Source organism: Streptomyces sp. Mut1, from assembly GCF_030719295.1.
In the GTDB taxonomy this organism is placed as follows: domain Bacteria; phylum Actinomycetota; class Actinomycetes; order Streptomycetales; family Streptomycetaceae; genus Streptomyces; species Streptomyces castrisilvae.
On the sequence record NZ_CP120997.1, the window covers coordinates 6204843 to 6227549 of the forward strand.

17 protein-coding genes are annotated in these 22707 nt (G+C 72.8%); 9 read left to right on the forward strand and 8 right to left on the reverse strand.

Going from position 1 to position 22707, the window contains the following annotated elements; genetic code table 11:
* Positions 1–42 precede the first annotated feature (42 nt).
* From P8A18_RS27060 to P8A18_RS27070, 3 genes are all read right to left on the reverse strand, one after another.
* Complete coding sequence (locus P8A18_RS27060) at positions 43–702, reverse strand: hypothetical protein (protein WP_306058554.1); 660 nt, start codon at positions 700–702, stop codon at positions 43–45.
* Positions 703–769: 67 nt separating this feature from the next.
* A complete protein-coding gene (locus tag P8A18_RS27065) occupies positions 770–2056 on the reverse strand; it encodes a glycoside hydrolase family 16 protein (protein ID WP_306058556.1) in 1287 nt (428 codons plus the stop codon).
* 175 nt (positions 2057–2231) lie between these two features.
* The gene (locus tag P8A18_RS27070; RefSeq protein ID WP_306058558.1) at positions 2232–3395 is read right to left on the reverse strand and encodes an ROK family transcriptional regulator; all 1164 of its coding nucleotides are present in this window, start codon (positions 3393–3395) and stop codon (positions 2232–2234) included.
* A 145-nt stretch (positions 3396–3540) separates the two neighbouring features.
* Between P8A18_RS27070 and P8A18_RS27075 the strand changes: the two genes are divergently transcribed.
* The 5 genes from P8A18_RS27075 to P8A18_RS27095 all read left to right on the forward strand — a co-directional run bounded on the left by P8A18_RS27075 (position 3541) and on the right by P8A18_RS27095 (position 12132).
* On the forward strand, positions 3541–4845 hold the full coding sequence (locus P8A18_RS27075) for an ABC transporter substrate-binding protein (protein WP_306058560.1): 1305 nt from the start codon (positions 3541–3543) through the stop codon (positions 4843–4845).
* Positions 4838–5764 carry a carbohydrate ABC transporter permease gene (locus P8A18_RS27080; RefSeq protein WP_306058562.1) on the forward strand — a complete coding sequence of 309 codons (927 nt, stop codon included), beginning with the start codon at positions 4838–4840 and terminating at the stop codon, positions 5762–5764. The genes P8A18_RS27075 and P8A18_RS27080 overlap by 8 nt, the downstream gene beginning before the upstream one ends.
* A 32-nt stretch (positions 5765–5796) precedes the next feature.
* Complete coding sequence (locus P8A18_RS27085) at positions 5797–6603, forward strand: carbohydrate ABC transporter permease (RefSeq protein ID WP_306058564.1); 807 nt, start codon at positions 5797–5799, stop codon at positions 6601–6603.
* Positions 6604–6615: 12 nt separating this feature from the next.
* The gene (locus tag P8A18_RS27090) at positions 6616–7863 is read left to right on the forward strand and encodes a Gfo/Idh/MocA family protein (RefSeq protein ID WP_306058566.1); all 1248 of its coding nucleotides are present in this window, start codon (positions 6616–6618) and stop codon (positions 7861–7863) included.
* A gap of 168 nt (positions 7864–8031) precedes the next feature.
* Complete coding sequence (locus P8A18_RS27095; RefSeq protein ID WP_306058569.1) at positions 8032–12132, forward strand: bifunctional nitrate reductase/sulfite reductase flavoprotein subunit alpha; 4101 nt, start codon at positions 8032–8034, stop codon at positions 12130–12132.
* Between the two features lie 15 nt (positions 12133–12147).
* Here the strand turns inward: P8A18_RS27095 and P8A18_RS27100 are convergent, their stop codons facing one another.
* Positions 12148–14085, reverse strand: coding sequence for an ABC transporter permease (locus P8A18_RS27100; protein WP_306058571.1), 1938 nt, complete (start codon positions 14083–14085; stop codon positions 12148–12150).
* A 63-nt stretch (positions 14086–14148) separates the two neighbouring features.
* Positions 14149–14967: a molybdate ABC transporter substrate-binding protein gene (gene modA / locus P8A18_RS27105; RefSeq protein ID WP_306058574.1), complete on the reverse strand. Its 819-nt coding sequence runs from the start codon at positions 14965–14967 to the stop codon at positions 14149–14151.
* Between the two features lie 292 nt (positions 14968–15259).
* On the opposite strand from modA, the gene P8A18_RS27110 reads away from it, so the two are divergent.
* From P8A18_RS27110 to cobM, 3 genes are all read left to right on the forward strand, one after another.
* Positions 15260–16318 carry a vWA domain-containing protein gene (locus P8A18_RS27110; RefSeq protein ID WP_018553434.1) on the forward strand — a complete coding sequence of 353 codons (1059 nt, stop codon included), beginning with the start codon at positions 15260–15262 and terminating at the stop codon, positions 16316–16318.
* A gap of 122 nt (positions 16319–16440) precedes the next feature.
* Positions 16441–17814, forward strand: coding sequence for a precorrin-6y C5,15-methyltransferase (decarboxylating) subunit CbiE (gene cbiE / locus P8A18_RS27115; RefSeq protein WP_306058576.1), 1374 nt, complete (start codon positions 16441–16443; stop codon positions 17812–17814).
* Positions 17815–17882: 68 nt separating this feature from the next.
* Positions 17883–18632 carry a precorrin-4 C(11)-methyltransferase gene (gene cobM, locus P8A18_RS27120; RefSeq protein WP_306058578.1) on the forward strand — a complete coding sequence of 250 codons (750 nt, stop codon included), beginning with the start codon at positions 17883–17885 and terminating at the stop codon, positions 18630–18632.
* A 28-nt stretch (positions 18633–18660) separates the two neighbouring features.
* On the opposite strand, the gene P8A18_RS27125 is transcribed toward cobM, so the two are convergent.
* Positions 18661–19776, reverse strand: a complete 1116-nt coding sequence (locus P8A18_RS27125) for a cobalt-precorrin-5B (C(1))-methyltransferase (RefSeq protein ID WP_306058579.1) — start codon at positions 19774–19776, stop codon at positions 18661–18663.
* Between the two features lie 11 nt (positions 19777–19787).
* Here P8A18_RS27125 and P8A18_RS27130 point away from each other — a divergent pair, with 11 nt between their 5' ends.
* Positions 19788–20534: a cobalt-precorrin-6A reductase gene (locus P8A18_RS27130; protein WP_306058581.1), complete on the forward strand. Its 747-nt coding sequence runs from the start codon at positions 19788–19790 to the stop codon at positions 20532–20534.
* 4 nt (positions 20535–20538) lie between these two features.
* On the opposite strand, the gene P8A18_RS27135 is transcribed toward P8A18_RS27130, so the two are convergent.
* Together P8A18_RS27135 and P8A18_RS27140 are read right to left on the reverse strand one after the other, a co-directional pair.
* Positions 20539–22047, reverse strand: a complete 1509-nt coding sequence (locus tag P8A18_RS27135) for a precorrin-2 C(20)-methyltransferase (protein ID WP_306058582.1) — start codon at positions 22045–22047, stop codon at positions 20539–20541.
* On the reverse strand, positions 22044–22670 hold the full coding sequence (locus tag P8A18_RS27140) for a precorrin-8X methylmutase (RefSeq protein ID WP_018553440.1): 627 nt from the start codon (positions 22668–22670) through the stop codon (positions 22044–22046). The genes P8A18_RS27135 and P8A18_RS27140 overlap by 4 nt, the downstream gene beginning before the upstream one ends.
* Positions 22671–22707: the final 37 nt, after the last annotated feature.

A 22707-nucleotide genomic window follows, 5' to 3' on the forward strand; every position in this document is an offset into this window, starting at 1 on the left:
GGGGGCCGTACCTGTCGTGCCCCCGCGCCGGCGGGCACGCCCCTACTGCCCGGCCGGCTGCGGGGCCGGGCGCTCCAGCGGTGTGCGCCGGATGCCGGTGATGACCCAGGTGCCGCCCTGTTTGGCCAGGCTTACCGTGCGGTGCTCGGTGTACGGGGTACCGACCGCGAGCCCGCCCTTCTTGAGGTAACCCGGGTCTCCCGCGGTGAACTCGAAGACGGTGTCCATCTCGGCCTTGGCGGTCCTGCGGTCCCGGTAGACGGTGGACCGGTACCAGGCGACCTTCTGCTGACGGGTGACCAGCTTGTTGTCCCGGAAGAGCGCGGTCACCTTGGCGCCGTAGTCCTGGGCCTCCAGTGACTCGCGGAACGCGGCGCCGTAGAAGGCGAACTCGCTCTTCACGCTCCCGGCCACCGACGTGCTGCTGCGGTCGTCGACCGTGCCCGAGTGGAGCACCACGGTCCGGCGGATCGCGGTGACGTCGGGGTCGTCGTCCGCCAGGGTTTCGAGGGACTCGCCCCCGTCCCCGATGAGCGTCCAGAGCGACCGGTTCTCCGGGCCGGTGGGCGGTCCGGCCTGTGGTGTGGCGGGGGAGCGCGCCGGGTCCGCGGCCCCGGCGTCGCAGCCGCTGGACAGCAGCAGGGCCAGGGCGGGTAGGACGAGGCGGGCGGCGGGGCGGAGGGTGCGGCGGCGTGGGCGCATGGGCGGGGCTCCTGGGTGGGGGGCGCGCCCCGGTGGCCGGGGCGCGCCGTGATGGGTCAGCGGTGGGTCACGCTGCCGGCTCGGGCGTCCACTGGCTCGTCCAGTAGCCGGCCGGTACGTCGCCCTGCTCGACGTATCCGGTCAGGCCCTCGGTGTGCGCGTAGCCGCCGGTCGCGCGGTTCCTCAGGCGGAGGTAGCCGGCCTCGGACTCCTCCGTCCAGTCGGCCTCGGCCGCGGCGGAGGGAGCCGCGCCGTAGTGGACGTAGCCGTCGGACGCGGACGTCCGCAGGTAGTCGCCCGTCCACCGGTTGCGGAGGCGGGTGTAGCCGGCCTCCGTGGTCTCCGGCGCCCACTGGGAGCTCCAGGCGGTGGCGGGCACGCTGCCGTACTCGGCCTTCCCGGTCTTGTTCTCGATGTGCAGGTACTGGGAGGTCTGGCGGTTCTTCAGCCTCTCGTACCCGCTGTCGCCGTATCCGCCGTCCTTCTTCCACACGCGCAGGTAGTCCACGCTCCAGGTCTTGGGCCAGACGTCGTTGTGCTGGCCCGACCCGGCGTCCGTGTAGATGCCCATGATCATGCCCATGGGCATGTTGGGAGCGTCGTTGATGGTCTTGTACAGCTGGTTGTCGTAGTAGAAGTTGAGCTGCGTGGGCGTCCAGTCCATGCCGTAGACGTGGTACTCCTCGGTGGGTTCACCGCTGGGCACCGGGTCCTCGTGCGACACCCAGGAGCCGAGGAAGTTCGGATCGCCCCAGCCGTAGGCGGCGATGCGCCAGGTGTCCGGCTTGCTGAAGAACGTCTCTATCATGTCGATCTCGGGGTTGGCCGACGCGCTGCTGGTGTCCTTCGTGCCGACCAGCCACAGCGCCTGGTGGCCTCCGCCGCCGGTGTCGGAGAGTTTGGCGCGGGTCTCGATGTAGCCGTACTGCGTGGTGTAGCCGTTGAAGTCGGCCTCGTGGTGGTCGTTGGGCATCGCGTAGTTGAAGCGGTGCCACCAGTCCTTGTCGTATGTCTGGATGCTGGAGATCTTCACGGTGCCGTCGTAGGCGGGGTTCCAGGCGGGCGTGTCCTGGTCGACGCGCTCGGTGAGCACTCCGTCCGCGACGGTGTAACGCGCCTTGGCCTTCTCGCGGTCGGATGTCCAGTGCGGGAGGTAGTACGGCAGCCACTTGTCCGTGTCCAGGGAAGTGCCGTCGAACTCCTCCTGGAAGTCCAGCGTGTACCCGGGCTTGGCCACCGGATTGGCGGGGAAGTCGGCGGCCGACGCGGTCGGGGCACCGGTGAGCGTGCCCAGTGCGCCGAGCGCGGCGGCCAGTACCCCCACCAGAGGGGTACGCAGGCGGCGGTGTCTCAACTTGGCTCCTTCGGGACGGAGTTCGGCAGGCCCCGGCTGCCGCTGCGAAGGCAGGCCGTCGCAACCGGGCACTTTCGAAAGAAAGTTTCCTGCGTAATGTGCCGTCAGAGGTACCCGGTGTCAACAGGTGTGCGGACGTGAGCCGACTTCCGTTCCCGGGTCGCCGTCGCGCGACTCAGCCGCCGGGCTGGTCCGTCGCGAACAGCCGGCCGCGCGCCAGGTCCCGGGCGGCCTCCACGCCGCCCACGGCCACCGCGCCCGCGGTGAGCGCGCCGAGGGCCAGGGGCGGTACCTCGTAACAGATGCCGGAGAGCTGTTCGCGTACCGCCTCCAGGACGGCCGGACCCGCTCCGGCCAGCGCGCCGCCGAGCACGATCAGCTGCGGGTCGACGGCCAGGACCATGGCGCCGATGCCGTCCGCCACCGCGCGGGCGTAGCCGTCGACCGCGGCTCGGGCGGCCGGGTCGCCGTGCCGGGCGCGCGTGAACACGGTGTGGCCGGCCCCTCCCGGGTCGCCGCCGAGCTTGGCGGGGGTGTCCTTCCAGCCCAGCCTCGGATGCCTGCCGATCTCGCCCGCCGCTCCCGTGCGCCCGGTGAACGGCCGGCCGTCGACCAGGATGCCCACCCCGAGCCGGTTGTCCAGGTGGACGTAGAGCACGTCGGACGTACCGCGGGCGGCGCCGGTCCGGTGCTCGGCCAGGGCGGCCAGGTTGGTGTCCTTCATTGCCACGACCGGGCAGCGCAGCAGGTCGTGGAGCTGGTCGGCGAGGTGGACGCCCGACCACTGGGGGATGGCCACGCTCAGCCGTACGGCGCCCCGCGCGTCCACGATCCCCGGTGTCCCGACGCCCGCGGCCCACAGGGGCGGGCCGTCAGCCGGAAGGTGCTCGCGCACCAGGCCGGCCGCCTCCCGCAGGCGCTCGTCGGGGTCGAGCGCGGCGGAGGTGGGGCGGTGGGCCTCCGCCAGTGGTGTCCCGCCGAGGTCGGTGATCCGCACCCCGATGCCGTCGGAGTCGATGTGGATGCCGGCCAGGCGCCCGGCGTCGAAGTCGAAGGCGTAGCGCTGGGCGGGGCGGCCGCCGGTCCGTGTCGCGTCCTGGCCGTCGAGGGTGAGACGGCGGTCGGTCACCAGCGTGGTGACGATGCCGCGCACTGTGGGCCGGGACAGGGAGGTGACCTGCGCTATCGCGTTGGTGGTCAGCGGTGTCCCCTCGTACAGCAGTTGCAGGACCCGGCTGGTGTTGAGGTGGCGCAGAGCGCTCTGGTCCCCGCCCGGCAGGACGTCCGAGTTCTTCATGTCCCCCACTCGCTGCGTGCTGTCCATGTCACGGATCGACATACCCGCCCTTTCCCTCTTGACGGACGGAGTGACGTGTCTGATGCTTTCGAAAGAAAGTTTCCTTCGAAACTCGCTGGCTGGCAACCTCGGCTCGACATCCTGCCACACCAGCGATTCCTTCCCGTGTTCACAGGAGAGCAGCGCGATGAAGATCAGCAGAGTTCTGGCAGGAGCCGTCCTGGTGGCGTTGTGCGGGACCGCCTGCGCCCCCGGCGCCTCGTCCGACACCACGGCGGCGGAGCCGTCCGGCCCGGTCAAGAAGGGCGCGGGCGACGAGAAGGTCACGCTCAAGCTGGTCTCCACCCCCGAGTCGGGAGCGGCGGTCAAGTCGGTCATCAAGGCGTTCGAGGCGAAGTATCCCCAGGTCACGATCGACTACGAGGACAACAACGTCGACGACTACAACAAGGCGCTGAACCTCTCGCTCGCCTCCGACCAGGCACCCGACATCGCCCTGCTCAACTCGGTCGGCACCACGGTCAAGGACGGCCTGGTCATCGACCTGTCCCGGTACGCCGAGGCGTACGACTGGGACAAGACCTACCCCAGCACCCAGCTCAACCAGTGGCGGGTCGCGAAGGACGGCAGCACGCTCGGCACGGGCGGCCTGTACGCGGCCCCGGCCGGCTTCTCCCTCGTCGGCGTCTACTACAACAAGGCGAAGGCGGCCGAGGCGGGCATCACCACACCGCCGGCCACACTGGAGGAGTTCGAGGCGGCCCTCGCCAAGGCGAAGAAGGCCGGTGAGCTGCCGCTGCAACTCGGCAACCAGCAGGGCCACGCCTCCTTCCCCATCCAGCTCATCGGCCAGTCGGCCGACGGCGCCGAGGCGGCCGCGCGCTGGACCTTCGGCCAGAAGGGCGCCACCTTCGACACCCCGGGCAACCGCACCGCCGCCGACAAGCTCATCGCCTGGAAGAAGAAGGGCTACCTGCCCAGCGGAGCCAACGGAACCGATCTTCAGACGGCCGTCGACAAGTTCACCAAGGGCCAGGGCGTCTACTTCGTTGACGGCAACTGGGACGCCGAGAAGATCGGCGACAAGCTCGGCAAGGACGCAGGCTTCATCGCGTTCCCCTCACCGAAGGCCACGGCGATCGGCACCTCGGTCGCCTACGCCATTTCCTCCAAGAGCCGGCACGCGGACACCGCGGCCTTCTTCCTGGACTTCCTGCACTCGCCCGAGGCATCGGCCGCCGAGTTCAAGGCCGGATTCCTGCCCGCCGACCTCACCGCCGCCAAGCCGCAGGACGGCACGGTGATGAAGGATATCGTCGCCGCCTGGGGCAGGGTCAACGACGACAACGGTCTGGTCGGCTTCAACAACAACGCCACCGCGACCATGAACGACAAGCTCACCGCCACCACGCAGGAACTCCTCGCGGGCCGCACCAGCACCGACGGTTTCGTCAAGGCGGTCCAGGACGAGTGGTCCAAGACGCATGGCTGACACACTCGTGCGCACCGAGCGATCGGTGGCCGGGACCCGGCGCGGGGCGGCCGCCCCGCGCCGCAGGGGGCGGTTCGTACCCCTGCTGTACGTGGCCCCCGCCCTGGTCTTCTACGGACTCTTCGTCATCGCGCCCTGGCTGCACAGCTTCTGGATCTCGTTCTGGAACTGGAACGGCATCGGTGCCGCCACCTGGGCCGGACTCTCCAACTACACCGCGGTGTTCGAGGAACCGGCCCTGCGCGCCGCCCTGACCCACGCGTTCGGCTTCATCGTCTTCTACACGGTCGTCCCGGTCATCCTCGGCCTCATCCTGGCCGCCCTCACCTCGGCCGTCCCCTGGCGGGCCATGCCCGTCATCCGCACCATCATCTTCCTCCCGCAGATCCTGCCGCTCGTCGCGGTGGGCGTGGTCTGGAAGTGGATCTACGGCGAGGACGGCCCGCTCAACCAGGTGCTGCGCGCCATCGGTCTCGGCTCCCTCGCACGGGCCTGGCTGGGCGACTTCACGTACGCCTTTCCGGCCGTCGGCCTGATCGGTACCTGGGTCTCCACCGGCCTGTGCTTCCTGCTGCTGCTCTCCGGCATCGGCAAGATCGAGCCGTCGCTCTACGAGGCGGCCCGGCTGGACGGTTGCGGCAGACTGCGCGAGTTCTGGCACATCACCGTGCCCGGCCTGCGCAAGGAGATCGGCGTCGCCTGCAACGTCACCGTCATCTCGGCCCTCGCCGGATTCGACGTCGTGTACGTCATGACGGGCGGCGGGCCCGGCTACTCCACGATGGTCCCCGGTGTCCAGGTCTACCAGCTCGTCTTCACCGCCGGACGGGTCGGCACCGCCTGCGCCCTGGCCACGGTGCTCTCCCTCATCACCTGTGCCGCCATGTACGGCCTCAACAGGCTGTCGCGGGAGCGCTGAGGCATGCCGCGCATCTCACTGGAGTCACCCCGATGACAAAGCAACTGCCCCGGCTCGCGCTCATCGTCGCCGCCGCTGCCGTCCTGTTCCCCTTCCTCGCCCTGTTCTCCGCGGCGCTCCAGCCGCAGAGCACCCTCTCACCGGGCCTGTCCTGGCCGTCCGACCCGCAGTGGGGGAACTTCGCCACCGCCTGGACCACCGCCGGATTCGGCTCGCTGCTGAAGTCGAGCGCGGTCATCGCGCTCGGTGTCGTCCCCATCGCCCTCGTCCTCGCGACCCTCGCCGGTTACGGCCTGGCCACCATGCGGCTGAAGGCCAAGGGGCCGCTGTTCGCCCTTCTGATGCTCGGACTGGCCCTGCCGTACGAGGCCATCGTCATCCCCCTCTACTACGACCTGGACTCGGTCGGCCTGCTGAACACCTACTGGGCCGTGATCCTGCCGCTGGTGGGGCTGTTCATGCCCTTCGGCGTCTTCTGGATGCGTACGCACTTCGAGTCGCTGCCGAAGGAGCTGATGGAGGCCGCGGCCGTGGACGGCGCGAACAGCTGGCGCACCCTCACCCGCGTCCTGCTGCCGACCGCCGTCCCGGCGCTCACCACACTGGGCCTTCTCTACTTCATGTGGGCGTGGAACCAGTTCCTGCTGGCCCTGGTGCTCATCCAGGACCCGGCGATGCGCACGGCACCCTCCGGTCTCGGCAAATTCGTCCAGCAGTACGGCAAGAACATCCCGCTGCTGTCGGCCGGCACCCTCATCGTGATCGCGCCGATCGTGCTGATCTACCTCTTCTTCCAGCGCCACTTCATCAAAGGCATCCTCCAGGGTGCCGTCAAGTAAGGGATTGCGCACGTGACCCTCACCCTCGCGATCGTCGGAGCCGGAGCCCGAGGGGCCTCCTACGCCCGGATCGCCGCCGACCAAGGTGCCGCCGTCGTCACGGCCGTCGCCGACCCCGACCCCGTACGCCGCCAGGCCCTCGCGGACGAGTTCGCGCTTCCGTACGACCGGGTCTTCACGGACTGGGCCGAACTCGCCGCCCGGCCGCGCCTCGCCGACGCCGCGATCATCGCCACCCCCGACCGCATGCACGTCGAGCCGGCCGTCGCGCTGGCCGACCTCGGCTACGCCCTGCTGTTGGAGAAGCCGATGGCGCCCTCGGAGGAGGACGCCCGCCGCATCGTCGAGGCGGCGACGCGCAACGACATCCTCCTGGCGGTGTGCCACGTCCTGCGCTACACGCCGTACTCGCTCAAGCTCAAGCAGCTCATCGACAGCGGCCGGATCGGTGACGTCGTCAGCGTCGAACACCTCGAACCCGTCGGCTGGTGGCACCAGGCGCACTCCTACGTGCGCGGGAAGTGGGGCGTCGAAGCGGAGTCGTCGTCCATGCTGCTCGCCAAGTCGTGCCACGACATCGACTGGCTCGGCCATGTCGTGGGCCGACCGGTGGAGAAGGTCTCGTCCTTCGGCAGCCTCTTCCACTTCCGCCCCGAGAACAGGCCCGAGGGCGCCGGTGACCGCTGTGTCACCTGCCCCGTCGAACGCACCTGTGTCTACTCCGCCCCGCGCATCTACGAGCGCTTCCTCGGCGACCCCGTCTTCGAACAGTGGCCGCTCGGCGTCCTCACCGACGACGTGACGAGCGCCGGTCTGGCGAAGGCACTGGAGGACGGGCCGTACGGCGAGTGCGTCTACAACGGGCGCAACGACGTCGTGGACCATCAGGTGGTGAACCTTCAGTACGAGGGCGGCGCCACCGCCTCCTTCACCATGACCGCCTTCACCGGCCTCGATTTCCGCAAGACCCGGGTGTTCGGCACCCGCGGTTCGCTCGACGGCGATGGACGCACGCTCACATTCCACGACTTCCTCACCGACACCCGTGAGGTCTTCGACTTCGACCCCGACGGAGGGGCGTCGGCGGCGGACGGACACGGCGGCGCGGACGACGAGCTGATCCGGGCCTTCCTCGCGGCGGTCGCCGGTGACGACCGGGAACTGGTGAACACCGGCCCGGACGAGGCCCTGCGCTCGCACCTGGTGGTCTGGGCGGCCGAACGCGCACGCCGCAGCGGGCAGGTGGTACGCCTGGACTGACGGCCGCGCGGTGGCGGGCGCCGAGGGCGCCGATCGCGGCGCGTACTCACACCGGCGGCCCGCTCGATGTGCGGCGAGCGTTACCGCCCATGATCGGCCGGGGCCACACCGGCGTAACGGGCCATTCCTACCGTCGGGGCACGATTCCGATTCACGGAAGGTCTCCCGGTGCCCCCACAGAGCTCGTCGGCCGACGCCACTCAGGTCCGTACGGTCTGCTCGTACTGCGGGGTGGGCTGCGGCATGGTCCTGGACATCGGGCCGGGGCCCGACGGGCGCCGCACCGTCCGCAAGGCGTCGGGGGACAAGGCCCACCCCGCGAACTCCGGCCGGCTCTGCACCAAGGGGGCGACCACCGCCGACCTGCTCTCCGCCCCCGGCCGGCTGACCACCGCGCTGATGCGGCCCGAACGCGGGGCGGAGCCCGTACCGGTGGCCGTGGACGAGGCCATCACCCACACCGCGCGGCGGCTGCGGTCGGTCATCGACGCGCACGGGCCGGACGCGGTCGCGCTCTACGTCTCCGGGCAGATGAGCCTGGAGGCGCAGTACCTCGCCAACAAGCTCGCCAAGGGGTTCGTCCGGACCAGCCGGATGGAGTCCAACTCCCGGCTGTGCATGGCGAGCGCGGGCAGCGGCTACAAGCTCTCGCTCGGCGCCGACGGCCCGCCCGGCTCGTACGACGACCTCGACCACGCGGACGTCTTCCTCGTCATCGGCGCCAACATGGCCGACTGCCACCCGATCCTCTTCCTGCGGCTCCTGGACCGGGTCAAGGCGGGCGCCAAGCTCATCGTCGTGGACCCCCGCCGCACCGCCACCGCCGACAAGGCCGACCTCTTCCTGCGCGTCAACCCCGGAACCGACCTGGCCCTCCTCAACGGGCTGCTGCACCTGCTCCACGCGGACGGGCACACCGACCCCGCGTTCATCGCGGAGCGCACCGAGGGCTGGGAGGCGATGGAGGAGTTCCTCGCGGACTACCCGCCCGCCGCCGTCGCCGCGGTCACCGGCATCCCGGAGGAGGACATCCGCCGCGCGGCCCGCTGGATCGGCGGGGCGGCCGAGTGGACGAGCTGCTGGACGATGGGGCTCAACCAGTCCACGCACGGCACCTGGAACACCAACGCGCTGATCAACCTGCACCTGGCGACCGGCGCGATCTGCCGCCGGGGCAGCGGCCCCCTCTCGCTCACCGGCCAGCCCAACGCCATGGGCGGCCGCGAGATGGGCTACATGGGACCGGGCCTGCCCGGCCAGCGCTCCCTCCTGGACGACGAGGACCGCGCCTTCACCGAAGCGCTCTGGGGCCTGGAGCCCGGCACGCTGCGCAAGGACGAGTGCGGCCGGGGGACCGTCGAGATGTTCGAGCGGATGGCGGCCGGTGACATCAAGGCGTGCTGGATCATCTGCACCAACCCGGTCGCGTCGGTCGCCAACCGCCGCACCGTCATCGAGGCGCTGGAGCGGGCCGAACTCGTCATCACCCAGGACGTGTTCGCCGACACCGAGACCAACGCGTACGCCGACGTCGTGCTGCCCGGCGCGCTGTGGAGCGAGGCGGAGGGCGTACTCGTCAACAGCGAACGCAACCTCACCCTCGCCCGCCCCGCCGTGGACCCGCCCGGCGAGGCCCTCGCGGACTGGCGGATCATCGCCCGCGTCGCCTGCGAGATGGGGTACGCCGACGGCTTCACGTACGACAGCGCCGAGGAGGTCTTCGAGGAGCTGAAGCGCGCGGCGAACCCGCGCACCGGCTACGACCTGCGGGGCGTGACGTACGAGCGGCTGCGCACCGCGCCCGTGCAGTGGCCCGCCCCCACGGCCCAGGGCCCCGACCGCAACCCGGTCCGCTACCTCGCCCCGGACGGCGCGGGGCCGGTCTTCCCGACACCCACCGGACGCGCCCGCTTCTTCGCCCGCCCCCATCTGCCGGCCGCCGAACTGCCCGACGACGACTATCCGTTCACGCTCAACACCGGGCGGCTCCAGCACCAGTGGCACACCCTCACCAAGACCGGCAGGGTCGCCAGGCTCAACAAGCTGAACCCGGGCCCCTTCGTCGAACTGCACCCCGAGGACGCGGCGCGGCTCGGGATCGCCGAGGGCGACACGGTGGAGGTCGAGTCGCGGCGCGGCCGTGCCGTGCTGCCGGCCGTGGTGACGGACCGGGTGGCACCGGGCTGCTGCTTCGCGCCCTTCCACTGGAACGACCTGTTCGGCGAATACCTCAGTGTCAACGCGGTGACCAGTGACGCCGTCGACCCGGTCTCCTTCCAGCCGGAGTTCAAGGTGTGCGCGGTGGCGCTGACGAAAGTGGCCGCCGCGCCGGCCCCGGTCGCACCCCCGGCCCCGGCCGAGGCCACCGGACCCGCCGGGGTCACCGGACCCACCGAGGCCACCGGACCCGCCGCGGTCTTCGGCCTGGAGAGCGCGCCGCCCCCCGTGCTCGCCGAGCACGAACGCCAGTACCTGGTGGGATTCCTCGCCGGACTGCCCCTGGGCGCACCCGGCGTCCCCGTGCTCCCGGCCGGCGCGCCCTTCAGCACGGAGCACGCCCGCTGGGTCGACGGGGTCCTGGCCGGCATGTACTCGCGCACCGGACAGCCCGCCGTCGACCCCGCGCCGCCCGCCCCCGCCGAGGCGCCGCCCGGCCGCGAGGTGGTCGTGCTGTGGGCCTCGCAGACGGGCAACGCCGAGGAGTTCGCCCTCGCCACCGCCGACCGGCTCACCGCGACCGGCCACCGGACGCGGCTCCTCGGCATGGACGAGGCCGACCCGCGCGCCCTGCCGCCCGCCTCGGACCTGCTGCTGATCACCAGCACCTTCGGCGACGGCGACGCGCCCGACAACGGCTCCGGGTTCTGGGAGGCCCTGACCGCCGCCGACAGCCCGCCCCTGGACGGCAGGCGGTACGCGGTGCTGGCCTTGGGCGACTCCTCGTACGACGACTTCTGCGGGCACGGACGGCGCCTCGACCGGCGCCTCGACGAGCTGGGGGCCGTCCGGCTCGCGCCGCGCACCGACTGCGAACCCGACTACGAGCCGTCCGCCCTGAGCTGGCTGGACCAGGTCCTGGTCGGCCTCACCGCCCCGCAGGACGGGACGGCCCCCGCGCCCGCCGCCGCCCCCTCCCCGGCCAGGAGCGCCAAGCCCGAGCCGGTCACGGCCCGGCTCTGCGGCAACCGGCTGCTCGGGCTGCCCGGCGCGGGCAAGGAGGTCCGCCGGTTCACCTTCGACACCTCCGGCACCGGCACCGCCCTGGACTATGCGGCCGGTGACGCCCTCGGCGTACACCCCGTCAACAACGCCGCGCTCGTCGCCGAATGGCTCGCGGCCACCGGACTCGACGCCGACGCCGCGATCGAGGTCCCCGGCCTCGGCGGCCTCCGGCTGGGCGACGCGCTGCTCACCCGCCTGGACATCACCCGGCTCACGCCCGCGTTGCTCGGCTTCGTCACCGAACGCACCGGGGACCGGGAGCTGAAGAAGATGCTGCGGCCCGACAACAAGGGCGAGCTGGCCCGCTGGTCCTGGGGCCGGCAGGCCGTCGACGTCCTCGCCGCGTACCCGGTCCGGGCCACGCCCCAGGAGTGGGCCGGCATCCTCAAGCCCCTCCAGCCGCGCCTGTACTCGATCTCCTCCAGCCCGCTCACCGAGCCGGACCGGCTCTCCCTGACGGTCTCCGTCGTCCGGTACGAGAACCCGGACGGCCTGCCGCGCGCCGGGGTGTGCTCACCCTTCCTCGCGGACGCCGAGCCGGACGCCCGGGTCCCGGTCCTCGTCCGGCGCGCCCCGCACTTCCGGCCGCCGGCCCGCCCCGACGCGCCCATGGTGATGGTCGGCCCCGGGACCGGCGTGGCTCCGTTCATCGGTTTCCTTGAGGAGCGCCGCGCCCGCCGCGACCCGGGCCCCAACTGGCTGTTCTTCGGGGAGCAGCACCGGGCGACGGACTTCTTCTACGAACAGGAGCTGATGTCGTTCCTCGCCGACGGCACCCTCACCCGGCTGGACACCGCCTTCTCCCGGGACCAGCGCGCCAAGATCTATGTGCAGGACCGGATGCGCGAGCACGGCGCCAAGCTGTGGACCTGGCTGCGCGACGGCGCCCATTTCTACGTCTGCGGCGACGCCGCGCGGATGGCGAAGGACGTCGACCGGGCGCTGCGCGACATCGCCGTCGCCCACGGCGGGCTCGACCCCGATGCGGCGGCCCTGTGCGTGAAGCAGCTCGCCGCCGACAAGCGGTACGTCCGCGACGTCTACTGACCGGCGGCGCCCCGCTCAGAGTGCCACGAGGGTCACCTCGGTGGCCTTGACGCCGGTCCATACCTCCACCCCGTCGGCGAGGGACAGTTCCGCCGCGGCCTGCGGGGTGATCTCGGCGACGAGGTCCGGTGCCCGGTCCGAACCGATCAGGATCCGGAGCCGGCTGCCGCCCGCGGTGATCTCGCGCACCGTCCCCGGCCACACGTTGCGCGGGCTCCCGGTGGGCTTCTCGCGGTGCACGGAGACCGCCTCCGGCGCGATGACCGCGAGCGCGGGCACCCCGGCGGGCAGCGCGTCGGCGACGACGAGGTGCCCGCCGTCCGCCGGGGCCAGACCGTCGGCGGTGGTGGTGCCCGGCCAGGCGTTGCGGCCGAGCATGCGGGCGACCCAGGGGGAGCGCGGGTTGCGGGTGACGTCGGCGGGCGGGGCGTCCTGGAGCGTACGGCCCTCCTCCAGGACGAGGACCCGGTCGGCGAGCGCCACGGCTTCGACCGGGTCGTGCGTGACGATCAGGCACACGCCGCCGAAGCCTTCGAGGTGGCGGCGCAGGGTGTGCCGGACCTGGGAGCGGGTCGTCTGGTCGAGCGCGGCGAGCGGTTCGTCCAGCAGCAGGAGGCGGGGGCGGGCGGCGAGCGCCCGTGCCAGCGCCACCCGCTGGGCCTGCCCGCCGGAGACCTGGGCGGGCCGGCGGCCGGCGAGGTGGCCGACCCCGAGCCGGTCCAGCCACTCCTGGGCGCTGCGGCGGGCCTCGGCGCGCGGCACTCCCCGGGCGCGCAGCCCGTAGGCGGTGTTGGCCAGCGTGCTCATGTGCGGGAAGAGGGCGCCGTCCTGCGGGACCCAGGCCACGCCCCGGCGGTGCGCGGGCAGGGCGGTGACGTCGGTGTCGCCGAGCCGGAGCCGGGCGTGGGCGCGCGGGGTGAGGCCGAGCAGGGCGCGCAGGAGGGTGGTCTTGCCGGCGCCGTTGGGGCCGACGACGGCGATGGTGGTGCCGCCCTCCGCGTCCAGGGTGAGCTGGTTGAACCCGGTGACCTCGGCGTGCAGCGGCCAGTTCTCCCGGTCGGCGGCGGGCCGCGGGGCGGTCTCCGCCCGCTTGCGTACGGCCGCCGGTTCGTCGTCCGTGTCCTCGGGGCGCGGCGCGCGGGGGCGGGGGGCGCCGCCGGTCCAGCGTCCGCGCAGGGCCAGGAGCACGGCCATGGCGATGACGAGCAGCAGCAGGGAGACCGAGGTGGCGGCCTCCGGGCTGTCCTGGAGCAGCAGATAGACCTGGAGGGGCAGCGTCTGCGTGGTCCCGGGGAGGTTGCCCGCGAACGTGATGGTCGCGCCGAACTCGCCCAGCGCGCGCGCCCAGGTCAGGGCGGCGCCGGCGGCGAGCCCGGGGGCGACCATCGGCAGTGTGACGGTGAAGAACACCCGTACCGGCGAGGCGCCGAGGGAGGCCGCGGTCTCCTCGTAGCGGGGGCGCAGACCGCCGAGCGCCCCTTCGAGGCTGATGACCAGGAACGGCATGGCGACGAAGGTCGCGGCCAGGACGGCGCCGGAGGTGTGGAACGGCAGTGTGATGCCGAACCAGTCCTCCAGCCAGGGCCCCAGCAGTCCGCGGCGCCCGAATCCGAGCAGCAGGGCGACACCGCCGACCGTGGGCGGCAGCACCATCGGCAGCAGGACCAGCGAGCGGACGAAGACCTTGCCGGGGAAGTCGACGCGGGCCAGCAGCCAGGCCAGCGGGACCCCGAGGACCAGGGAGAGGGCCAGCGCCCACCCGGAGACGATCAGCGACAGGGTCAGCGCCTGCCTGGTCCCCTCACTGGTGAGGTGGCCGCCCAGCTCGCCCCACGAGGTGCGGGCGAGGATGCCGGCCAGCGGCAGGAGCAGAAAGGCGACGGCCAGGAGTGCGGGGACCGCCAGCACGATCGGCGCGCGAGGGCGCGCGGCGCGGCTGCGGGGACGGTTCATCGGGGTTCCCTGAGGCTGGAGGGCGGGGCCGCCCGGCCCGTGCGGGCCGGGCGGCCTCCCGCGTTACGGCTGCTGGAAGCCCGCGTCGGTGAGGATCTTTCGCGCCTCGGGCGTCGACAGCCACTTCACGAACGCCTCGGCGGCGTCGCTGTGCTCGGTGGTCTTCAGCGTCGCAGCCGGGTAGGAGGCGACCGCGTTCTGCTCGTCCGGGATGTCCACGGAGTCGACCTTGCCGGAGGCGGAGGCGACATCGGTCTTGTAGACCAGACCGGCGTCGGCCTCGCCCAGCTCCACCTTGCTCAGGACCGCCCGCACGTTCGGCTCCAGGGAGACCGGCTTCACGGTGATCTTCTGGGCGTCCAGGATCTGCTTGCTGTAGCGGCCGACCGGCACCTCGGACGCGGCGAGTACCACCTTGAGCTCGGTGTCCGCGAGGTCCTTGAGGTTCTCGATCTTCTCCGGGTTGCCCTTGCCGGTGGCGATGACGAGGCGGTTCTTGGCGATGACGGTGGGCGTCCCGGTGTCCGCCTTCAGCCCGTCCATCGTCTTGGTGTCGGCGGTGACCAGGGCGTCGGCGGGCGCGCCCTGCTTGACCTGGGCGGCGAGCTCCTGGGAGCCGGCGAAGGAGAACGTCACCTTCGTGCCGGGGTTCTCCTTCTCGTACGCCGCGCCCGCCGCCTTGAACACATCGGTGAGCGACGAGGCGGCGAGGACCGTCAGATCGGCCGCGGGGGCGCCGGATGCGGACGCGGAGGCGCTGGAGCCGGTGGCCGAGTCCTTCGTGTCGTCGTCGCTGCCGCAGGCGGTGAGCGGGGTGAGCAGTCCTACGACGACGAGGGCCGCCGCGGCGCGCCGGCGGGTGAGGGCGGGGGTGAAGGGCATGAGGGCGGGGCTCCTTGGGAACGCGAGAGGCCGATGCCGCCGGGCCGGTGAGCGGACCACCCGGTGACGGGAGACAGCATGTGCCACAGAATAGGTGTTCTGGGATTGCATTTACATATTTCCATGGGAAACCACATGGCAGATGCGTCCGCTCCTGGAGGAAGGTCCGAGGCGTGCGGGGGCGGTGGGCCGTCGGTGGCGGGCCGTGGGGCGATCCGGCGTCGGGCTCCGTTGTCAGTGCCTCCCCATAGTGTGAAGACGTCGCTTGGGGAGCCTCGCAGAAGGAGCAGAAGTGTCCGCAAACAAGATCCAGCACAAGGTGAATCACGTCGCGCTGGTCGTGGACTGTTCGGGTTCGATGTACCAGCACCAGGGGCAGCTCGTGCGCGTCGTGGACGAGTTCGTGGCCGGCCTGAAGGCCGAGTCGGACAGCCTCGGGCACGAGACCCGGATCAGCCTCTACTCCTTCGACCACAGGGTGGAGAACCTGGTCTGGGACATGGACGTGAAGCATCTCCCTTCCATGCGCGGCCTGTACAAGGTGAACAACGGCGCGACGGCCCTCATCGAGGCCTCCCTGAAGTCCCTCGACGACCTGGGCCACATCTGGGAGGAGTACGGCGAGCACAGCTTCCTCCAGATCGTGGTGACGGACGGCGAGGAGAACGCCTCCGGCGGCGACCGCAGGCACGACGGGGACATGAAGATCCTCGGCCCCTGGCTCGACCGCATCGCGGCGAAGATGGGCGCCCTCCCGGGCCACTGGACCTCGGCGATCCTCGTCCCCAACTCCCTGGCCAAGCGCACCGCTCAGAACTACGGCTTCCCGGCCGGCAACATCGCGATCTGGGACGCCGATTCGAAGGAGGGCGTCGAGGAGGCGATCGGCACCGTGCGCGCCGCCGCCACCAGCTTCCTGCGCGGCCGTGAGCAGGGCGTGCGCGGCACGAAGAACCTCTTCGCGGTGGGCCAGGACATATCCGTGGACGACGTGCGGGCCAGTCTCGAACCGGTCCCGGCCGACAAGTACCGGCTCCTGAAGGTCGACAAGGAGGTCGAGATCCGCCCCTTCGTCGACTCCCACCCGGGCGTGACGTACGAACGCGGCTCCTGCTACTACCAGTTGGGCGCCCGGGTCCAGGTGCAGCCGGACAAGGAGGTCATCGTCGTGGAGAAGGACACCGACCGCGCCTACTCGGGCGACGCCGCCCGCAACCTGCTCTTCGGCTCGGGCGTGCGGGGCACCGTCTCCGTGAAGGCGGGGAACAACCCCGATCTGGAGGTGTACGTGCAGAGCCGCTCGGTCAACCGGAAGCTCAAGCCGAAGACCCGTCTGCTGATCATGCTCTGACCACCCCGGCCCCCGGCCCCGGGGAAGGGGGGCGCTCCCGGGCGCGGGACCTGTCCGGTCCCCGGCCGGGACCGGACAGTAGAGTTCGGGGGCGTCAGCCCCCGAGACCCGAGGTACCGTCCGTGACCCCCGAACCCCCCGAGCCCCCGCTCCCACCTGCAGTGACCGTGGTCGGGATCGGAGCCGACGGCTGGGCGGGCCTGTCCGGGGCGGCGCGCGCGGAGCTGGAGGCCGCCCAGGTCCTGATCGGCGCCGGACGCCAGCTGGACCTGCTCCCGCCCCGGTGCGCGGGCCGCCGCGTGCCCTGGCCCTCCCCGCTGCGCCCCGCCGTCCCCGGCCTGCTCGCCGCGCACGCGGCCGGCCGCACCGCCGTACTGGCCAGCGGCGACCCGATGTTCTACGGGATCGGCCGCGCCCTCACCGAAGTCCTGGGCGCCGGGCGGCTGCGCGTCCTGCCGCACCCCTCGTCCGTCTCCTACGCCTGCGCCCGCGTCGGCTGGCCGCTGGAGGACACCGAGGTCGTCACCCTGGTCGGCCGCCCCGCCGCCCGGCTCGCCGCCGCCCTGCACGAAGGACGCCGGCTGCTGGTCCTCAGCGCCGACGCCACCACCCCGGCCGAGGTCGCCGCCCTGCTGCGCGACCGCGGCTTCGGCCCCAGCCCGATGCGGGTGCTGGAACAGCTCGGCGGCGAGGGCGAGGCGTGCGTCCAGGGCACGGCGCAGACCTGGTCCCACCCGGCGGGCGACCCGCTCAACGTCATCGCCGTCGAGTGCCGCAGGGCCCCCGGCGCCCCGCGCCTCGGCGCCGTACCGGGCCTGCCCGACGAGGCGTACGCGCACGACGGCCAGCTCACCAAGCGGCACGTGCGGGCCGCCACCCTCGGCGTGCTCGCCCCCGCACCCGGTGAACTCCTGTGGGACATCGGCGGCGGCTCCGGATCGATCGCCATCGAGTGGATGCGCACCCACCCCTCCTGCCGGGCCGTCACCGTCGAACGCGACCCGGTGAGGGCGGCCCGCATCGCGGACAACGCCGACCGGCTCGGCGTCCCCGGCCTGCGCGTCGTCACCGGCCGCGCCCCCGACTGCCTGGCCGGGCTCCCCGCCCCCGACGCCGTGTTCATCGGCGGCGGACTCACCGCGCCCGGCCTCCTCGACACCTGCCTGCGGGCGCTCCCGCCCGGCGGCCGGCTGGTCGCCAACACCGTCACGCTGGAGTCCGAGGCGGTCCTCGCCGCCCAGCACCGCGAGCACGGCGGCGACTTGGTCCGCCTCGCCGTGGCCCACGCCGTGCCGGTCGGCACCTTCACCGGCTGGCGCCAGGCGATGCCGGTCACCCAATGGTCCGTACGCAAGCCCGGGACCTGTCCGGCGGATCTTCGCGGGCCCACGACGCCTGGCACGCACTCTCGCCGCACGCCCGAATCACCCGAGTACGTCCAGTACGAGGGCGATCCGGGCGCACGCCGAGAGCACGCACCGGACGCCGCGGGCTGATCCACGAAGATCCGCCGGACAGGCCCCGGGACCTGTCCCGCCCCCGCACAACCCTCAGGAGACAACAGATGACCGTGTACTTCATCGGCGCAGGACCGGGCGCGGCCGACCTGATCACGGTGCGCGGCGCGCGCACGCTCGCCGCCTGCGGGGTCTGCCTGTACGCGGGCAGCCTGGTGCCCCGCGAACTCCTGGCCGAGTGCCCCGCCGACGCGCGCCTGGTGGACACCGCGCAGCTCGACATCGACCGGATCACCGCCGAACTGGTCGCCGCGCACCGGGCCGGCCACGACGTGGCGCGGCTGCACTCCGGCGACCCCTCGGTGTTCAGCGCGGTCAACGAGCAGATGCGGCGCCTGGACGAGGCGGGCGTGCCCTACGAAGTGATCCCCGGCGTACCCGCGTTCGCGGCGGCCGCGGCGGCCCTGGGGCGCGAGCTGACCGTCCCGACCGTCGGCCAGACCGTCATCCTCACCCGCGTCGCCCAGCAGGCCACCGCCATGCCCGAGGGCGAGGACCTGGCGACGCTGGGGCGCAGCGGCGCGCTGATCGTCCTGCACCTCGCCGCCCGGTACGCCGACCGCGTCGTCGAGGAACTGCTCCCGCACTACGGGGCCGACTGCCCGGCCGCCGTCGTCGCCCTGGCCTCGCGGCCCGACGAGGTCATCCTGCGCGGCACCCTGGGCTCCATCGCCGAGCAGGTGAAGGCGGCCGGGGTGATCCGTACCGCCGTCATCATGGTCGGCCGCACCCTGGGCGCCGAGCAGTTCCACGACAGCCACCTCTACTCGCCCGCCCGCGACCGCCACACCTGCTGACGGCCGCCCCGGCCGGGCGGCGCACGGGTCAGCGCACGGAGCTGCGCCCCACCACCGTGCCCGCCCGGTCGACGCAGATGACATCCACGGCCACCGGAGCGCCCCGCAGGACCGACAGTGCCTGGTCCCGCGCCGCGACGGCCACCAGATCACCCAGCGGCACCCCCCGTGCCTGGCACGAGCGGAGCGCGGCCAGGCCCGTGTTGGCGGCGGCGACCTCGGCGGCCAGGGCCTCGTCGGCGCCGCCCTGCCGGGCCAGCCGGGCCAGGTACGCCTTGTCGACCTGGGAGCGGCCCGAATGCAGGTCGAGATGGCCGGCGGCGAGCTTCGACAGCTTGGCGAACCCGCCGCAGACGGTGAGCCGCGCCACCGGGTGACGGCGTACGTACTTGAGCACCGCGCCCGCGAAGTCGCCCATGTCCAGCAGCGCGATCTCCGGCAGCCCGTACTCGGCGACCACGGTCTTCTCCGACGTGGACCCCGTGCACCCCGCCACATGGGTGCGACCCGCGGCGAGCGCCACGTCCACGCCCCGGCGGATCGAGTCGATCCACGCCGAGCAGGAGTAGGGCACCACCACCCCGGTCGTCCCCAGGACGGACAGGCCGCCCAGGATGCCCAGGCGCGGGTTCCAGGTGGACCGGGCGATCTCCTCGCCGTCGTCCACCCCGACCGTCACCTCGACGTCCCCGGACCCGCCGTGGGCCGCCGCGACCCGGGCGATGTGCTCGCCGATCATCCGGCGCGGCACCGGGTTGACCGCCGGCTCACCGACCTCCAGCGGGAGCCCCGGCAGCGTGACCGTGCCGACGCCGGGGCCCGCCCGGAACACCACACCGAAGCCCGGCGGCAGCGCCCGCACACTGACCCGGACCAGGGCGCCGTGCGTCACGTCGGGGTCGTCGCCCGCGTCCTTGACCACACCCGCCGTCGCCCGCCCGTCGGCCAGCTCCTCCACGGCCAGGGCGAACGCCGGGGTCTGGCCCCGGGGCAGCGTGATGGTGACCGGGTCGGGGAAGTCGCCGCTCAGCAGCGCCGTGTACGCGGCGGTGGCGGCGGCGGTGGCGCAGGCACCGGTCGTCCAGCCGGGCCGCAGACCGGTGTGTTTGAGTTGGGCGGCGCGCCCGCCCTTCGCTTCACTCATGGATGGTTCCGATGCACGTACTGATTCTCGGCGGGACGACGGAGGCCCGCCGTCTCGCCGAACTGCTGGAAGGCGAGCTGCCCGCCGGGTCCGGGGTCACCAGCTCGCTCGCCGGGCGGGTGGCCCGCCCGAAGCTTCCGCCGGGGCAGGTCCGCGTCGGCGGTTTCGGCGGAGCCGGCGGGCTCGCGGACTGGCTCCGCGCGCACCGGGTCGACGCGCTCATCGACGCCACCCATCCTTTCGCCGGGACGATCAGCCACAACGCGGCCACCGCGGCCGCCACCGCCCATGTTCCCCTGCTCATGCTGCGCCGGCCCGGCTGGGTGCCCCGCGAGGGCGATGACTGGCACCCGGCCGGCTCGCTGGCCGAGGCGGCGAAGGCGCTGCCCGCGCTGGGGCGGCGGGTGTTCCTCACCACGGGGCGGATGGGCCTCGCCGCCTTCGCGGACCTGGACGAGCTGTGGTTCCTCATGCGGTCCGTGGACGCCCCGGAGCCGCCGTACCCGGCCCGGATGGAGACCCTGCTCGACCGGGGCCCCTTCACCCTCGAAGGCGAGCGCGAACTGATCCGCCGCCACCGCGTCGACGTCCTCGTCACCAAGGACAGCGGCGGCGCCGCCACCGCCCCGAAGCTGACCGCGGCCCGCGAGGCGGGCATCCCCGTCGTCGTGGTCCGCCGGCCACCGCTCCCGGAAGGGGGCGCGGTGGCCGGCAGCCCGGAAGAGGCCGTCGCCTGGCTGCGGACGCTCATGGCGTAGCGGCTCAGTCCTCGGGATAGCGGCGCGGCGTCCACACGATGTGCCGCCCGTCGCCCCGGCGCTCCCAGCGGGTCTGCGAGGAGCCGACGATCAGGATCGTGCGCATGTCGACCTCGGCCGGGTCGAGATCGGCCAGCCGCACGGTCCGTACGCTCTCCGCCGGTCCGCCGACGTCCCGGCCGATGACCACCGGCGTGTCCGGCGAGCGGTGTTCGAGGAGCAGGTCGCGGGCCTTGCCGACCTGCCAGGTCCGGCTGCGGGAACCGGGGTTGTACAGCGCGAGCACCAGATCCGCCGACGCGGCGGCCCGCAGCCGCCCGGCGATGACCTCCCACGGCTTGAGCCGGTCGGAGAGCGAGACCGTGGCGTAGTCGTGGCCCAGCGGCGCCCCCGCCCGCGCCGCGGCCGCGTTGGCGGCCGTCACCCCGGGAAGGACCCGCACCGGCACGTCCGCGTACTCCTCCTGGGCGGCCACCTCCAGCACGGCCGTCGCCATCGCGAACACGCCCGGGTCGCCGCCTGACACCACGGCCACCCGCCGCCCGCGCCGGGCCAGGTCGAGCGCGAACTCGGCCCGCTCCGACTCGACCTTGTTGTCGGAGCCGTGCCGTATCTGCCCCGGGCGCACCGGGACCCGGTCCAGGTACGTGGTGTAGCCGACCAGGTCGTCGGCGGCGGCCAGCGCCCCGCGCGTCTCGGGCGTGAGCCACAGCGGACCGGCCGGACCCGTGCCGACGACCGCCACCTCACCGTCGCCCGGGGCGCGTTCGGGGCGTGCGTCGATCCGGCTCGGCAGCACGGCGACCGCGAAGTACGGCACCGAGTCCGCGTCGGTCTCCGCCAGCTCGCCCAGCCGCTCCCCGGCCATCGTGGCGCGCTCGACGTACCGCGCCTCGGGCAGCCGGCCGGACGCCTCGAACGCGCGGCGGACGGCGGGGAACGTACGGCCCAGCTTCATGACCACGGCGGCGTCGGTGGCGGCCAGCCGGGCGGTCAGCTCGTCCTCGGGCAGGGTGCCGGGCAGGATCGTCAGGACCTCCTCGCCCTCGGCGAGCGGGGTCCCGAGCCGCGCGGCGGCGGCGCTGACCGAGGTGACCCCGGGGATGACCTCGGTGGGGTAGCGGTCGGCCAGCCGCTTGTGCATGTGCATGTACGAGCCGTAGAAGAGCGGGTCGCCCTCCGCCAGCACCGCGACCGTGCGGCCCGCGTCGAGGTGCACGGCGAGCCGGGCCGCCGCCTCGGTGTAGAAGTCCTCCATCGCGCCCCGGTAGCCGCCCGGGTGGTCCGTGGTCTCCGTCGTCACGGGATAGACCAGGGCCTCCTCGATGTGGTCGGCGCGCAGGTGCTCCGCCGCGATGGACCGGGCGATGGACCGCCCGTGCCGGGCGCTGTGGTAGGCCACGACGTCCGCGCCGGCGATGACCTCCACCGCGCGCAGGGTCATCAGGGCCGGGTCGCCGGGGCCGAGCCCGACCCCGTAGAGCCGTCCCGTCTGCTGCTCGCTCACGCTCATTCTTCCTCGCTGGCGATGGCGTTGAGGGCGGCGGCCGCGATGGCGCTGCCGCCGCGCCTGCCGCGCACGATCAGGTGGTCGAGCCCCGAGGGGTGCGCGGCCAGGGCGTCCTTGGACTCGGCGGCGCCGACGAAACCGACCGGCACACCGATGACGGCCGCGGGGCGCGGGGCCCCCTCCTCGATCATTTCGAGGAGCCGGAACAGCGCGGTCGGCGCGTTGCCGACGGCGACGACCGCCCCTTCGAGCCGGTCGCGCCACAGCTCAAGGGCCGCCGCCGAGCGGGTCGTGCCCAGCTCCGCCGCGAGGCCGGGCACCGCCGGGTCGGACAGGGTGCACACCACCTCGTTGTCCGCGGGCAGCCGCTTGCGGGTGACCCCGCTGGCGACCATGGCGACGTCGCACAGGATGGGCGCGCCCGCCCGCAGAGCCGCGCGGGCCCGGGAGACGGCGTCGGGCGTGAAGGCGATGTCGCGTACGAGGTCGACCATCCCGCAGGCGTGGATCATCCGGACCGCGACCTGGCTCACGTCCGAGGGCAGGCCGGAGAGATCCGCCTCCGCCCGGATGGTGGCGAAGGACTGGCGATAGATGGCCGGTCCGTCCTTCTCGTACTGGTGCACAGTGCTGTCGCTCTCTTCATCGGGCGGGGAAATCGGG

What these genes read in the sequence shown, in the direction of transcription:
- P8A18_RS27060 (WP_306058554.1), bottom strand. Translation starts at nt 702, where the DNA reads ATGCGCCCACGCCGCCGCACCCTCCGCCCCGCCGCCCGCCTCGTCCTA.
- P8A18_RS27070 (WP_306058558.1), bottom strand. Translation starts at nt 3,395, where the DNA reads ATGTCGATCCGTGACATGGACAGCACGCAGCGAGTGGGGGACATGAAG.
- P8A18_RS27075 (WP_306058560.1), top strand. Translation starts at nt 3,541, where the DNA reads ATGAAGATCAGCAGAGTTCTGGCAGGAGCCGTCCTGGTGGCGTTGTGC.
- P8A18_RS27080 (WP_306058562.1), top strand. Translation starts at nt 4,838, where the DNA reads ATGGCTGACACACTCGTGCGCACCGAGCGATCGGTGGCCGGGACCCGG.
- P8A18_RS27085 (WP_306058564.1), top strand. Translation starts at nt 5,797, where the DNA reads ATGACAAAGCAACTGCCCCGGCTCGCGCTCATCGTCGCCGCCGCTGCC.
- P8A18_RS27100 (WP_306058571.1), bottom strand. Translation starts at nt 14,085, where the DNA reads ATGAACCGTCCCCGCAGCCGCGCCGCGCGCCCTCGCGCGCCGATCGTG.
- modA (WP_306058574.1), bottom strand. Translation starts at nt 14,967, where the DNA reads ATGCCCTTCACCCCCGCCCTCACCCGCCGGCGCGCCGCGGCGGCCCTC.
- cobM (WP_306058578.1), top strand. Translation starts at nt 17,883, where the DNA reads ATGACCGTGTACTTCATCGGCGCAGGACCGGGCGCGGCCGACCTGATC.
- P8A18_RS27125 (WP_306058579.1), bottom strand. Translation starts at nt 19,776, where the DNA reads ATGAGTGAAGCGAAGGGCGGGCGCGCCGCCCAACTCAAACACACCGGT.
- P8A18_RS27130 (WP_306058581.1), top strand. Translation starts at nt 19,788, where the DNA reads ATGCACGTACTGATTCTCGGCGGGACGACGGAGGCCCGCCGTCTCGCC.
- P8A18_RS27135 (WP_306058582.1), bottom strand. Translation starts at nt 22,047, where the DNA reads ATGAGCGTGAGCGAGCAGCAGACGGGACGGCTCTACGGGGTCGGGCTC.